This is a genomic window from Streptomyces sp. RLA131, assembly GCF_056270125.1.
The window spans coordinates 1,444,354-1,458,804 of the sequence record NZ_JBWDOQ010000002.1 but is presented as its reverse complement, the minus strand read 5'-3'; the positions used below and the strand labels follow the sequence as shown (position 1 = coordinate 1,458,804).

The following is a 14,451-nucleotide window of genomic DNA, read 5'->3' as shown; positions in this document are numbered from 1 at the left end:
ATGCACCTGATTCTTTTTCGCTTACGCAGTCAAGGAAGGGAAGGACCATGTCCCCGATCCCCAGGCGAACCGTGCTCAAAGCCGCCGCGATCGCCGGAGCCGCGGCCCAGTTCAGCTGGGCGCTCGGCGCCAACGCCCCCACCGCGCAAGCCGCCGACGACTCACCGGCCGAGATCCGCTGGCTGGAGGACGGCGGGCTCGGCCAGGCCGCGGGCAGCACCTTCGGCGTCCCCTGGCCCAAGGGCAGGTACGCCGCCGACACGGCCTTCGCGCTCACCGCGGACAACGGCGAGGACGTCCCCGTACAGAGCTGGCCCACCGCCTACTGGCCCGACGGCACCCTGAAGTGGACCGCCCACGCGGTGGGCCCCGACGGCGGGTCCGCCACCGCCTACACCCTCGCCCCCGGCACCACCACCGCGCCGGAGCACACCGTCACCGTCGACCGCCACGGGGGCACGGTCGACATCGACACCGGCGTGGTCACCACGAGGATCGGCAAGAGCGGCAGCACCCTGGTCAAGTCCGTCGTCCGCGACGGCACCGAGATCGCCAAGGACGGCAGGCTCGTCCTGGTCCGCCAGCCCGAGATCAGCGACGGCGACCAGGGCAGCGACAAGTGGGAACGCTTCGAGAGCGTCATCGGCGAGGTGACCGTCGAACAGGACGGCCCGGTCAGAGCCGTCGTGCGCATCGACGGCAAACACCGCAAGGGCAGCCGCCAGTGGCTCCCCTTCTCCGTCCGGCTCTACTTCTACGCCGGCGCCGACTCCTTCCGGATGGTGCACACCATCACCTACGACGGCACCCAGGAACCCGGCAAGAACTCCGGCGACTTCATCCGGGGCCTGGGCGTCCGCTTCACCGTCCCGATGCGCGACGAGGCGTACGACCGCCACATCCGCCTCGCGGGCCAGTCCACCGACGGTACGGCCGGGAAGACCGGCTTCCTCAGCGAGGCCGTCAAGGGCATCACCGGTCTGCGCCGCGACCCCGGCGCCGCCATCCGCGCCGCCCAGGTCAAGGGCGAGAAGCTGGCCGACCCCGCCACCTGGGACCAGCGGGTCACCACCCGGCTCCAGTACATCCCCGAATGGGGCGACTACACCCTCAGCCAGCTCTCCGCCGACGGCTTCACCCTGCGCAAGCGCACCTCGGAGGGCCACGGCTGGATAGCCGCCGGCGGCGGGCGCCGCGCCACCGGCTTCGGCTATATCGGCGGCGCGAGCGGCGGACTCTCCTTCGGCCTGCGCGACTTCTGGCAGAAACACCCCGCGCAGCTCGACATCCGGGGCGCCGCGAGCGACGAGGCCGAGGTCACCCTCTGGCTCTGGTCGCCCGAAGCCCAGCCCATGGACCTGCGGTTCTACCACGACGGCATGGGCCAGGACACCTACGCGGAACAGCTCGAAGGCCTCAACATCACCTACGAGGACTACGAGCCCGAATTCGGCACCCCGTACGGCATCGCGCGCACCAGCGAACTCCATTTCTGGGCCAACGCCGCCACCCCCACCGCCGCCGTCCTCGCCGAACAGGCCGCCACCGTCCGGACCCCCGCCCAACTCGTCGCCGCCCCCGCGCAGTTGCACAAGGCCAAGGTCTTCGGAGGGCTGTTCGCCCCCGTCGACCGCTCCACTGCCACCAAGGCGAAGATCGAGGACCACCTCGACTTCCTCTTCACCTACTACCAGGACCAGGTCGAACAGCGCCGCTGGTACGGCTTCTGGGACTACGGCGACATCATGCACACCTACGACCCGTCCCGGCACCAGTGGTGCTACGACGTCGGCGGCTACGCCTGGGACAACTCCGAACTCTCCCCGGACCTGTGGCTCTGGTACGCCTATCTGCGCTCCGGCCGCGCCGACATCTTCCGCTTCGCCGAGGCCATGACCCGCCACACCGGCGAGGTCGACGTCTACCACCTCGGCCAGTGGGCCGGCCTGGGCACCCGGCACGGCGTCCAGCACTACGCCGACAGCGCCAAGCAGCAGCGCATCAGCAACACCACCTACCGGCGCTACTACTACTTCCTCACCGCCGACGAACGCGTCGGCGACCTCATGCACGCCAACGTCGACTCCGACGAGACCTTCCTCGTCCTCGACCCCATCCGCAAGATCCGCACCGAGCCCTACACCCCCGACCGCAACGCCCTGTCCATCGGCTTCGGCACCGACTGGTCCGGCCTGGCCTCCGCCTGGCTCACCGAGTGGGAACGCGGCGGCCCCAAGGCGGACAAGGCCAAGGCGCGGTTGCTCGGCACCATGGAGACGATCGCCGCCCAGCCCAACGGCTTCGTCCAGGGCAGCGGCCTGTACGACCTGGACACGGGCAGGTTCGCGGTCGCCACCGAACCCGTCGTCGGCGTCTCCCACCTGTCCGCGGTGTTCGGCCTGGTCGAGATCTGCGCCGAGGTCATCGACCTGGTGGAGGTCGACGGCTTCAAGGAGGCCTGGCTGGACTACTGCCGCTACTTCAACGCCACCAAGACCCAGCAGGCCGCCCGCTACGGCTCCAACTTCGGCACCCTGCTGCTCTTCCAGGGCCACTCCCGGCTCGACGCGTACGCCGCCGTGCAGACCGGCGACGACACGCTGGCCACCCGCGCCTGGAGCAAGTTCTGGAACAGCGACGGCTACGTCGAGTCCGCGACGGACTGGAAGACCGAGGATCTCCAGGGCCCCGACGTCCTGGTGCCCGGCAGCGAGGCGGCCTGGGTCTCCACCAACACCACGGCCCAGTACGGCCTGGCGGCGATCCAGAACCTCGCGCTGCTGGGCGACAAGATCACCGGCTGAACGCGATGACCGGGCCGGTGGGCATGAAGGACGTCGCGCGGCACGCCGGCGTCTCGGTGGGCACGGTCTCCAACGTGCTCAACCGGCCCGATCTCGTCGCCCCCGCCACCCGTGGCCGGGTCCTCGACGCCATCGAGCGACTCGGCTACGTACGCAGCGAGACCGCCCGCCAGTTACGGGCCGGGCGCAGCCGGATGATCGCCCTGCTCGTGATGATGGACCTGGCCAACCCCTTCTTCGTGGCCGTCGCGAAGGGCGCCTCGGCGGCCGTCCGGGAGGCCGGGCTCGGCGTCATGGTCTGGCACAGCGCCCAGAGCCCGGCGGAGGAGGCCGAATACCTCAACGTCTTCGCCGAGCAGCGGGTCCGGGGCGTGCTGGTCACCCCGGTCGACACCACCGGCCGGAACCTGGACCCGCTGCGCCGCCAGGGCATCCCGTACGTCTGCGTCGACCGCCTCGCCGGGCCGGGCGAGGCCGCCTGCTCCGTCTCCGTCGACGACCACGCCGGAGCCGGGCTCGCCGTCGGCCACCTCGTCGCCCGCGGCCACCGGCGGATCGGCTACGTCAACGGACCCCTCCACCTCACCCAGTGCCGGGACCGCCTCGCCGGCGCCCTGGAGGCCGACCCCGGCCTCCACGTCCTGGACGTCCCCCGCCTCGACGTCGCCGCCGGCCGTGACGCCGGCGCCCGCCTCCTGGGCCTCGTCCCCCGCCCCACGGCGGTCTTCTGCGCCAACGACCTCGTCGCGCTCGGCCTGCTCCAGACCCTGCACACCGCCGGCGTCCGGGTCCCCGAGGATCTCGCCGTCGTCGGCTACGACGACATCGAGTTCGCGGCGGCCGCCGCCGTCCCCCTCACCTCCGTCCGCCAGCCCGCCTTCCTCATGGGCCACCGCGCCGCCAGGCTCCTGCTCTCCGAGCCCGACCCCGGCCACACCCACCACCGCGTCGTGCTCACCCCGGAACTGACCATCCGCCGCTCCACCACCCCGGGCCGCGGGTAGCCCGCCGCGCGGACGCGCTCAGCCCAGCCGCCCCAGGAGATCGCGTACGCGCCGTACCTCCCGCAGCCGCCGTTCGTACGTGCCGCCGACGACCAGGAGCAGTACGCCCGCGAGGGCGAGCGGGAGCCACCGGGGGAGCGCCCCGACAGCCTGGAGGACGTAGGGGGCGAGTTCGTGGAGCGCGTCGAGGGACAGGACCAGGGCGCCGAGCACCAGCGGGGCCTGGAGACGGTGCCGGGCGCCGAGGAGGGTGACGGCGAGGGCGGCGGCGCCCAGCAGCAGCGGGCGCGGCCAGTGCGGGTCGGCCCAGGCGGCGAGCAGGCTCGGCACCAGGACGGCCGCCAGTCCGGGGGCGTAGGCGGTCCAGGAGGACGCGGCGGGGTCGCGCCGCCGCCGCAGGAAGCCGACGGCCAGCGCGGCCAGGCTCACCGGCAGCGCGTAGGCCTCCGGAACCGAGATGCCGGAGGCGGCGAGACGCACCCAGGTGGCGGCGGTCATCAGGGCGGCCGCGGTGTAACCGGCGGGCAGCCTGCGGTCGGCGCTCAGGGCGACCGCGGCGGCCAGCACACCGGCCAGGCCGAGGACCAGGGCCAGCATCGCGGGGTCGCCGCCCGCCAGGGCGACGGCCAGGGCGGCCGTGCCGTACCCGGCGCATTCCAGCGCGGGCGACAGGCCGGCGGCCCGCAGCGACAGGGCCAGGGCGACGGCCGCCGCCGCCACACCGAGCACCCCGGACGAAGCGGTGGCGGCTGCCGATCCGGCGGCCACCGGGCCGGCCCACGCGAGCCCCGCCGCGCAGGCGACGGCGGCCGCGCCGGCCACGGCCCGAACCCCGGGCGCGGTCCGGACGGCGGCGGCCCCGCCGAAGGCACCGAGCAGCACGCCCAGTACGGCGAACGTCAGCGGCCACGAGCCGAGCGCCCAGGCCACCGAGGTCACCGCCAGCACGACCGCCGGGGCCGGCGCGGTACGGCCGGGCACCAGCAGCAGCACCGCCACCACCGCGACCCGCAGCAGCACGGAGACCGTGGAGGACAGCCCGAGCGCCGTCGGCAGCACGGCCGCCGCCACCGCGCCCAGGACCAGGGCGCCACGGCGCGCCGCACCCCGCAGCCGTGCCGGCATCGGCAGCCCGGCGGCAGCGGCCAGGATCACCGGTACCGCGACGGCCGGGGCCGGGCCGAACCGGACGGGCCCGGAGGTGACCAGCGGGCCGAACACCCCGGCCGCCAGGCCCGGCAGGGCCCACAGCACCGCCGGGGCGCCGGCCACCCCCGCCCCGATGCCCAGGCCCAGGGCGAGGGCGCGCGGCAGCGGGCCGCGTCCGTACCCGACGGACACCACGGCCAGGACCGCGACCGCGCACAACAGGTAACCCGGCACCCCCCACCCGCTGCCGACGGCCATCCGTACCGTCGCGCCGGCCGCGGCGGTCAGGGCCAGACCGGTCACCGACCCGAGGGCGGTCGCGACCGGGCCGGAGGACCGGAGGGCGGCGGTCGACGCGAGGCCGGAGCCCGCCAGCAGCAGGCCGGCGGACGGGAGTTCGGAGCGGTAGCCGCCCGCGGTCACCGAGAGGGCGAGGGCGATCAGCAGACCGCCCAGCCCGGTGAGGGAGCCCGCGACCGCCGCCACCGTCCGTGTGCCGCGGGAGACGCCCACCGGGCCGGCCCCGGCGGACCCGGCGGACCCGGCCCCGGCGGACCCGGTCCCGGACAGGGCCACCACCGCCGTGTCGAGCCCCGCCGTCGCCAGCAGCGCCGCCGCGGTCCAGGTCGCCGTACCCGAATCCGTGCCGCCCAACGCCAGCAGCGGAAGCGGGAGTTGGGCCAGCAGTAGCGCGGCGGGGGCCGGCAGCGTCAGCCGCCGGACGGCCGGCAGCCGTCCGTAGAGCGCCCACAGCGCGCTGACGGCGGCCAGGGAGACGGCCGCGTAACGCACCCCGTCGGTACCGGCCATCGCCACCTGCCGGATCGCGTACGCGTCGAGCAGCAGCAGGACGAGGCCGACACAGGCGACGGCCTCGCCCGTGGCGTTGAGCGAGCGCCGCAGCAGCAGGGCGGGGGCGGCCACCACCGCGGCGGTCAGCACCCCGAGCACGACGGCCCGGCCACCGATGCCGAGCAGGCCCCAGCTGACGACCGTGAACGCCATCGCCGCCACCGCGAGCAGCACCCCGCCCAGCGCCAGCAGCAGATTCTGCGCAGCCCGGGGCGAGGCCTCACGGGCCCGCGCCGGCCCGGGCCCCCACGCGGCGGGCACCGGGATCCGGGGCCGTGCGGCCGTCAGCAGCTGCCACCGCCGCGCGAGCAACCGCCCGCGTTCGGCGTCCAGCCGCACCAGCGCGGCGTCGATCTCCCGCACCTCGGCGACCAGCTCACCCGTGAGCGGCAGCGCGCAGCGCGGGCACGCGGCGAGCGGCGCGGGGGCGAGCGGGTACCAGCCGCAGCCGGGGCAGCGGTTGTCCGGGGGCGGCGGCGGTGCCTGCGACGGCGGCGTTGTGTCCATGACCGGCAGTGTGGCGCGGCCCACAACGCGCCACATCGGCCCGGCTACTCAGATCGGTTCTGAGTACGTGGATACGGGGGCACACTGAGCCCATGGACTGGTGCCACTACCGCTTCCGAAGTTCCTGGCACGTCGCGGCGGAGCCCGACGCCGTCTACCGCGTCCTGGAACGCCCCGACGAGTACCCCCTGTGGTGGCGCCAGGTACGCGAGGTCCGCCGCACCGGGGAGACCACCGGCACCCTGCGCTTCCGCTCCGTGCTGCCGTACGACCTGTTCGTCACGGCGCACGCCACCCGTCAGGACCCGCGGGCCCGGGTGCTGGAAGTGGCCCTGTACGGCGACCTCGAAGGCTGGGTCCGCTGGACGATCCTGCCCGGTACCACCGGAGGCACCGGCGGCACCCGGGTCGTCTTCGAGGAGGAGGTGATCGTCAACAAGCCCCTGATGCGGCGGCTCGCCGTCCCCTGCCGCCCGCTCTTCCGCGCCAACCACGCCCTGATGCTGCGCCAGGGCAGGCACGGGCTCCTCGCCCGCCTCAATGGCGTTTGAACCCACTGCCCCCGGCCCTGTATTGTTCTGCACATCCCGGGCGATTAGCTCAGCGGGAGAGCACTTCGTTCACACCGAAGGGGTCACTGGTTCGATCCCAGTATCGCCCACAGCACCGAGGCCGGTGTGTGGCCGCGCAATGCGCGGCCACACACCGGCCTCGTCGTTTCCGCCGCGCGGACACGCCTCAGGCAGCCGGATCCACCCGGGCGGCCTCCGGGCGCAGCGGCCACGCCGGGTCCACCCTCTCGTCGGTGCCGTTGCGCGAGAACCAGGCCTGGAGACCGCGTGCCTGCCCGGCATGCCAGACGGCCTGCCGCGCGTGCAGCTCGCCGGGGGGTGTCCGGCCTATCCGGTCCTCGAAGCGCAGCCCGAGCGCCCGCACCAGGGTCAGCGAGGCGGTGGCGTCGGCCGCCGCGTCGTGCGCGCCGGTGAGCGGCACACCGTAGTGGGCGCAGAGGTCGGTGAGGGTGCGGCGGCCCTTGCGGTACCGGTCGAGGTACTTGTCGAGGACCCGGGGGTCGAGTACGTACAGCGGCGCACGGCCGAGACAGGCGGCCAGCGTGGTGCCGCGGTGACGGCGCAACTCCCGGTCGAGCAGGGTGAGATCGAACGGGGCGTTCATCACCACCAGCGGCACCCCGGCCGCCGACTGCCGGGCCAGCGCCCGCGCGAGCTCCTCGACGACGGGCCCGGGGCGCCGGCCGTGCCGGCGCAGATACGCGTCGGACAGACCGTGGACCGCGCGCGCGGCGTCCGGCACGGGGACGCCCGGGTCCACCAGCCAGTGCTCGCAGCGCGGTTGGGCGCCGGTGGCGTCCTGGACCACCAGGGCGGCCGAGACGATGCGGTCCGTCTCGACGTCGACGCCGGTGGTCTCCGTGTCGAACGCGGCCAGCGGCCCGTCGTACCAACGAGGTGTGGGCATGGCGTACTCCCTTACGGGCCGGGGGGATTGAGGGCCGGCCGGACCACCGCCCTGCACAGTACGTACCCGTGACAGGCCGTCACCGAACCGCATTCGTTTCCGAAACGTCGCTGGTGGGGATGAATCGGAGGAGGGGAAAGACAACGGAACCGATCGGCGACCGGGGAATCACGGCAGCGGAAAGGCACGGAGAGCGATGGCGATCGCGCAGCCCGAACCGGGAGGGCTGTCCCCCGCGAGCGGGTGGTACCCCCAGCCCGAGCGGGCCGAGCTGCGCGGGGCGCTCGCCACCACCAGTTGTATGGAGACCCTGCAGGTGGGCTATCTGCACGCGGTCGCCGCGGCGGCCGGCTGCTCGCTCGCCCAGCCCTTCCCGGACTACGGCATCGACTGGCACATCAGTCACAGCGCCCGGGGCGCCGGCCACGCCGTCGACGACGAGGTCACCATCAAGGTGCAGCTCAAGTGCACCTACCAGGTCGCCGCACATCCGCCGGGGCCGACCTTCGCCTTCACCCTCGACAACGAGCACCTGGTCAAGCTGGCCCGCACACCGGTGTCGGTGCACAAGATCCTGGTGGTGATGCTGGTGCCGCGTACGCCCGAGGAGTGGCTGCGGGCCAGCCACGACCGCCTGGAGCTGCGGCACTGCTGCTACTGGGTCAACCTGGCCGGTCACCCGGTGACCGGCCGCCGCAGGACCACCGTGCGGATACCCACCGCCCGGATCTTCGACGACCGCGCCCTCTGCGAGATCATGACGCGGGTCGGGGCGGGAGGGAGGCCATGATGGACCGGCTGGACAGTCCCTCGGACGACTTCGCGCTGCCCGCCCCCGAAAGAGTCGACCCCGCCGTCCTCACCGCCCTCCTCGCCCGGCACGGCTGGCAGCGCCGCGGCGGCGCGCACGGCCAGTACACCCGCTGGACCCCGCCGGGGGACGGCGGCACCAGCCTGCTGGTGCCGCAGCACCGCGCCGGCGGCCAGTACGCGGACTACGCCGACCTGCTCGGCGAGGCGCTGACCGCCCTGGCCCGCAGCGGGGCGCCGTCCGCCCGCGAGGTGCTCACCGCCCTGTCCGTGCCCGGGGACGAGATCCGCTGGATCCGCGACATGCCCCGGATCGCCGACGCCGTCCCCTGGCCCGCGGCCGGGCAGCTGCGCTCGGCGGCCCGCGCCATGCTGACGGCCGCCGCCCGCGCCGAACGCGGCCCGGCCGGCTACTACGGCCGGCGGCACGCGCGCTTCGCGGGCGCCTTCCTGGAGCAGGTCCTGGTCGGACCCTCGCCCGGCGGCCATCTGCTCACCGCCTACGTCCCCGCCCCGGCCGGCCGCACGGTCGTCACCACCCTGCTGCGGGCGTTGCAGGCGACCCGGGACGCGGTGGACTACCAGCGGGCCACCGGCGGCCTGGAGGCCTTCGACTCCGCGGTCGGCCTCGGTGTCTGCCACGAGCTCACCGACTCCCTGGTCCGTCTGGTCCGGGGTGCCGAGGGGGTCGCCGTCGCGCTCGACTGGTCGCCGGCGGCCGGACCGCCCGCCGGGTTCGCGGCCCGCCCCGAGCCCGTCGAGTTCTCACCCGGCGACCTCCCCGCCCTGGAGGCCGCCGGAGTCCGTTACGTCAGCGCGGAGCCCTCCGTCCACGTCCAGGTCACCGGCACCGTCGTCCGGCTGCGCCGCCCCGGGCCGTCCGGCGACGGCACCGTAGGGCTGCGGGTGCTGGCCGGGGCCGACGTACGCCAGGTCCGCGTCCGGCTCGACCAGGACGCGTACCGCATCGCCGCCCACGCCCACCTCGTCGGCCTCCCGGTGCGGGTCAGCGGCCTGCTCGAAGCCGGCAGCGGCTTCCGCCGCATCACCCACCCCACCGCCGTCACCCCCGTCCATGTCGACGAGGCCGAGCGCGACCGGCTGCTCAAGTCCCTCCAGGGTGGCATCGACACCTTCGAGGACGCCTGCGGCGGCTGAAGCCCGCTCCGAATCGGCTGCGGCGGCGGCGCTCCGGCTGTCCTCCCGCCGTCCGCCGCGCGCCCGGCGCCGAATCGCTTCGCGGTGCGGTCAGCCGGGTCGGTACGATTCCTGTTGCGCGCGCAGGAAGATTCGGCGCCGCATTCGTCGTCAGTCAGGAGAGAACCGGTGTCAGACGTCCGTGTGATCATCAAACGCGATTCCGATGAGCGGGAAGAGCGCGTGGTCACGTCGGGCACCACCGCCGCTCAGCTCTTCGAGGGCGACCGCACCGTGGTGGCCGCCCGCGTCGCCGGTCAGCTCAAGGACCTGGCGTACGCCGTCGCCGACGGCGACGAGGTCGAGCCCGTCGCGATCGGCAGCCAGGACGGCCTGAACATCCTGCGCCACTCCACCGCGCATGTGATGGCCCAGGCCGTGCAGGAGCTGTTCCCCGAGGCCAAGCTGGGCATCGGCCCGCCGGTCAAGGACGGCTTCTACTACGACTTCGACGTCGAGAAGCCCTTCCACCCCGATGACCTCAAGGCCATCGAGAAGAAGATGCAGGAGATCCAGAAGCGCGGCCAGCGCTTCTCGCGGCGCGTCGTCACCGACGAGGCCGCCCGCGAGGAGCTCGCCGGCGAGCCGTACAAGCTGGAGCTGATCGGCATCAAGGGCTCGGCAGCCGCCGACGCCGCCGAAGGCGCGTCCGCCGAGGTCGGCGCGGGCGAGCTGACCATCTACGACAACGTCGACGCCAAGACCGGCGAGCTGTGCTGGAAGGACCTCTGCCGGGGTCCCCACCTGCCCACCACCCGCTACATCCCGGCGTTCAAGCTCATGCGCAACGCCGCCGCCTACTGGCGCGGCAGCGAGAAGAACCCGATGCTCCAGCGCATCTACGGCACCGCGTGGCCGTCCAAGGAGGAACTCAAGGCCCACCTGGACTTCCTCGCCGAGGCCGAGAAGCGCGACCACCGCAAGCTCGGCTCCGAACTGGACCTGTTCTCCATCCCCGAGGACATCGGGTCCGGCCTGGCCGTCTTCCACCCGCGCGGCGGCATCATCCGCCGCACCATGGAGGACTACTCGCGCAAGCGCCACGAGGAGTCGGGCTACGAGTTCGTCTACACCCCGCACGCCACCAAGGGCACCCTGTTCGAGAAGAGCGGCCACCTGGACTGGTACGCCGACGGCATGTACCCGCCCATGCAGCTCGACGAGGGCCAGGACTACTACCTGAAGCCCATGAACTGCCCCATGCACAACCTGATCTTCGACGCCCGGGGCCGGTCCTACCGCGAACTGCCGCTGCGGCTCTTCGAGTTCGGCACCGTCTACCGGTACGAGAAGTCCGGCGTCGTACACGGCCTCACCCGGGCCCGCGGCTTCACCCAGGACGACGCGCACATCTACTGCACCAAGGAGCAGATGGCCGAGGAGCTCGACAGCCTCCTCACCTTCGTGCTGAACCTGCTGCGCGACTACGGTCTGGAGAACTTCTACCTGGAGCTGTCCACCAAGGACCCGGAGAAGTTCATCGGCTCCGACGAGAACTGGGAGGAGGCCACCGAGACCCTGCGCAAGGCGGCCGAGAAGCAGGGCCTCGACCTCGTCATGGACCCGGGCGGCGCCGCCTTCTACGGCCCGAAGATCTCGGTCCAGGCCAAGGACGCCATCGGCCGCACCTGGCAGATGTCGACCATCCAGGTCGACTTCAACCTCCCGGACCGCTTCGACCTGGAGTACACGGCCCCCGACGGCACCAAGCAGCGCCCCGTCATGATCCACCGCGCGCTGTTCGGTTCCATCGAGCGGTTCTTCGCGGTGCTGCTGGAGCACTACGCGGGCGCCTTCCCGGCGTGGCTGGCCCCGGTGCAGGCGGTCGGCATCCCGATCGGCGACGCGCATGTGCCGCACCTCCAGGAGTTCGCCGCCAAGGCCAAGGCGAAGGGCCTGCGCTTCGAGGTCGACGCCTCCTCGGACCGGATGCAGAAGAAGATCCGCAACGCCCAGAAGAACAAGGTCCCGTTCATGGTCATCGCCGGTGACGAGGACGTCGCCAACGGCGCGGTGAGCTTCCGCTACCGCGACGGCTCGCAGAAGAACGGCATCCCGGTTCAGGACGCCCTCGCCGAGATCGCCAAGGCCGTCGAGGACCGCGTACAGGTCTGACCGCACGGCACACCGCGCAGGGCCCCGGGAGCAGCCCCGGGGCCCTGCGCCGTTCCGTGGAAGTCTTATGCTGGCCCGCATGACGACTGAGCCGGAGCAGCAGATCGGAGTCGGGTCCCCGGACGCCTTCCAGCGCCTGTGGACGCCCCACCGGATGGCGTACATCCAGGGGGAGAACAAGCCGACCGGCCCGGGGGCCGACGACGGCTGCCCGTTCTGCGTGATCCCGGCCAGGAGCGACGAGGACGGCCTGATCGTCGCCCGCGGCGAGAAGGTCTACGCGGTCCTCAACCTGTACCCGTACAACGGCGGCCACCTGATGGTGGTCCCGTACCGCCATGTCGCCGACTACACCGGACTGGACGAGGCGGAGACCGTCGAGCTCGCCGAGTTCACCAAGCAGGCGATGACCGCGCTGCGCGCCGCGTCCGGGGCGCACGGCTTCAACATCGGCATGAACCAGGGCCTGGCGGCCGGCGCCGGGATCGCCGCGCATCTGCACCAGCACGTGGTGCCCCGCTGGGGCGGGGACACCAACTTCATGCCGGTCGTCGGCCACACCAAGGTGCTGCCGCAGCTGCTCGCCGACACCCGCGCGATGCTCGCCGGCGCCTGGCCGCGGACCGCGTAGCGACGGAGCCGTGAAGAGGCCGCGCCGGCCCGGAAGCAGCCGCGCCGGCCGGCCCGCCCGCTCCGCCGCTACGCGTCGTAGAGGTCGGCCCGCATCGGGTCGACGTTCTGCACCGCGCCGCTGAGCATGGTCGCCCGGCCGGCGAACTTCTCGGTGTCGACTCCGTGGTCCGCCATGACCTGGATGGCGGCGGAGTGCACCGCGCGCAGCACGGGCGTCGCGGCGCGCAGCGCGTCGTCGGCCATGAAGCGGTGCCGCCACGGCTTGTCGGCCCAGGTGTGGCGCAGCCCGAACGGTTCGGGAAGGACGAGCTTGCCGCCGAGGAAGTCCAGCAGCGGCGGATACCAGGTCAGCGGCGCCCGCGCGGCGAGCCGTACGACCTCGTCGGCCTCGACGAGGGGCAGCGCGACCGTCTTGGTCTCCCAGAACCTGATCGACTTGGAGACTTCCTTCTCCTTGGGGTCCGGTCCGCTGGTGAACAGCGAGTGGACCGGCCCCAGGGCGTGCCCGGTGACCTCCACCCGCAGGGTGCTGGCCAGCACGGTGACCGTGACCAGCATGGTGATCACCAGTTGGCCGTCCCAGAGGGTGAACTGCACCCCGAGGTAGTGCCGGTTGCCCTTGCCGAACTGCTGCTCGTTGCAGATCCGCTGGATCTCGAAGTCCCTGACGGTGTAGCCCTCGACATCGGCGCCGGTCGGCCGCGCGACCTTCGTCGCGCCGGGCCCGACCGGGGAGATCACCCAGTGCCGTATCGAGGGGGTCGGCTTGAAGCCGCCGGTGTGCAGCGGGCCGCGCTCCAGCTCGCGCAGCTTGCCGTGGACCGCCTTGATCACGTCCCAGCTGCGGAAGCCGTGGATCTCCGTCATGCCGGCCCGTGGCACCAGCTCCTCGGCCATGGACCAGGAGCCCCAGCGGGTGCCCATGCCGAGTATCCCCTTGGGGCCCGCGTAGAAGAGCACATTGCTCTGCTGCTCCTGGGAGAGCTTGGCCAGGTTCTGCCGCAGCTGCTCGGCCCGGGTCTCGTTGGGGTTGCGCGGCACCGCCTCGGGGATCTTGGCGCCGACCCCGGCGCCCGAGACCAGCCCGGCCCAGCGGTCGCGCAGGTCCTTCGCGGTGGCCTCGCAGATCCGCCGGGCCCAGAACCAGCCGAGCACCGGGGCCAGCATCATGACCCGCAGATACTGCGACCAGAAGCCGGTCAGCGGCGGATTGACCACGAACAGCACCGCGAAGAAGCCGACCACCAGCAGGACCACCGCCCCGAGCACGCCGGCCCGGTTGCCCTCCAACTTGGCGATGGTGCGGCGCAGCTGGAACGCGCCCAGCCAGACCAGTACACCGGGGAGGAAGAGCAGCCCGCAGACCGCCATCACGACCGTGAGCTTCTTGTCGCGTTCCTGGCGGATGCGGTTGGCGGCCAGGCAGTGCTCCACCACGGTCTGCGGCTCGGCCCCGAAGGACTGGATGAGCTCGTTGCGCCCGCCGCCCAGCATCCGCACCTGGACCGCGCGCGCGAAGGCCTCACCGAGCCGGGGTTCCAGCAGGGTGGCCCAGCCCCTGCCCTTCTTGAACGTGGTCCTGGTGGCCGCCGTCATGTCCGCGTCCGCCTTGTCGGCGTCCAGCGCGACGAGTTTCGCGACCTTCTGGTCGGCCTCGTCGCGGTACGCGGCGGACGCGAGTGCCTGCGTCGCCGCGGTCTGTCCGTCCGCCCCGCTGAGCGGGACCTGTGCCCCGGGGCTGAGAAAGTCGAACTCCGAACTGGCGAACCCTGAGAGACCAGCCACTACCGCCCCCATCCCCGCACGCCGACACTGCCCACCCAGCGTATAGGTGACGGACGCGACGCGTCAGGGGCCCGGCGCATCAGGCCTGTTCACGCGCCGGGCCGCCAACCACCCGC

10 protein-coding genes and 1 tRNA gene are annotated in these 14,451 nt (G+C 72.9%); 8 read left to right on the top strand and 3 right to left on the bottom strand.

Translation table 11 applies throughout. The features are described 5' to 3' along the window. Positions 1–47: 47 nt before the first annotated feature. Both RWE79_RS07550 and RWE79_RS07545 read left to right on the top strand, forming a co-directional pair. Positions 48–2,804, top strand: a complete 2,757-nt coding sequence (locus RWE79_RS07550; protein WP_475939241.1) for an exo-rhamnogalacturonan lyase family protein — start codon at positions 48–50, stop codon at positions 2,802–2,804. Positions 2,805–2,809: 5 nt separating this feature from the next. Beyond that, the gene (locus RWE79_RS07545; RefSeq protein ID WP_475939240.1) at positions 2,810–3,808 is read left to right on the top strand and encodes a LacI family DNA-binding transcriptional regulator; all 999 of its coding nucleotides are present in this window, start codon (positions 2,810–2,812) and stop codon (positions 3,806–3,808) included. A gap of 18 nt (positions 3,809–3,826) precedes the next feature. Here the strand turns inward: RWE79_RS07545 and RWE79_RS07540 are convergent, their stop codons facing one another. Next, positions 3,827–6,316, bottom strand: a complete 2,490-nt coding sequence (locus RWE79_RS07540) for an SCO7613 C-terminal domain-containing membrane protein (RefSeq protein ID WP_475939239.1) — start codon at positions 6,314–6,316, stop codon at positions 3,827–3,829. A gap of 92 nt (positions 6,317–6,408) precedes the next feature. On the opposite strand from RWE79_RS07540, the gene RWE79_RS07535 reads away from it, so the two are divergent. Then, positions 6,409–6,867 carry an SRPBCC family protein gene (locus tag RWE79_RS07535; protein WP_475939238.1) on the top strand — a complete coding sequence of 153 codons (459 nt, stop codon included), beginning with the start codon at positions 6,409–6,411 and terminating at the stop codon, positions 6,865–6,867. Positions 6,868–6,905: 38 nt separating this feature from the next. Further along, positions 6,906–6,977 (top strand) — tRNA-Val (locus tag RWE79_RS07530). Between the two features lie 77 nt (positions 6,978–7,054). On the opposite strand, the gene RWE79_RS07525 is transcribed toward RWE79_RS07530, so the two are convergent. Beyond that, positions 7,055–7,795, bottom strand: a complete 741-nt coding sequence (locus tag RWE79_RS07525; RefSeq protein ID WP_475939237.1) for an exonuclease domain-containing protein — start codon at positions 7,793–7,795, stop codon at positions 7,055–7,057. Positions 7,796–7,991: 196 nt separating this feature from the next. Between RWE79_RS07525 and RWE79_RS07520 the strand changes: the two genes are divergently transcribed. The 4 genes from RWE79_RS07520 to RWE79_RS07505 all read left to right on the top strand — a co-directional run bounded on the left by RWE79_RS07520 (position 7,992) and on the right by RWE79_RS07505 (position 12,548). Continuing rightward, positions 7,992–8,585, top strand: coding sequence for a DUF4365 domain-containing protein (locus tag RWE79_RS07520; RefSeq protein ID WP_475939236.1), 594 nt, complete (start codon positions 7,992–7,994; stop codon positions 8,583–8,585). After that, positions 8,585–9,763, top strand: coding sequence for a hypothetical protein (locus RWE79_RS07515; RefSeq protein WP_475945654.1), 1,179 nt, complete (start codon positions 8,585–8,587; stop codon positions 9,761–9,763). The genes RWE79_RS07520 and RWE79_RS07515 overlap by 1 nt, the downstream gene beginning before the upstream one ends. A gap of 168 nt (positions 9,764–9,931) precedes the next feature. Then, a complete protein-coding gene (thrS, locus tag RWE79_RS07510) occupies positions 9,932–11,917 on the top strand; it encodes a threonine--tRNA ligase (protein ID WP_475939235.1) in 1,986 nt (661 codons plus the stop codon). A gap of 67 nt (positions 11,918–11,984) precedes the next feature. Next, on the top strand, positions 11,985–12,548 hold the full coding sequence (locus tag RWE79_RS07505) for an HIT family protein (protein ID WP_475939234.1): 564 nt from the start codon (positions 11,985–11,987) through the stop codon (positions 12,546–12,548). 68 nt (positions 12,549–12,616) lie between these two features. Here RWE79_RS07505 and RWE79_RS07500 read toward each other — a convergent pair whose 3' ends face one another. Continuing rightward, positions 12,617–14,347 (bottom strand): hypothetical protein, encoded by a 1,731-nt coding sequence (locus RWE79_RS07500; RefSeq protein ID WP_475939233.1) that lies wholly within the window; start codon positions 14,345–14,347, stop codon positions 12,617–12,619. Between the last annotated feature and the right edge of the window lie 104 nt (positions 14,348–14,451).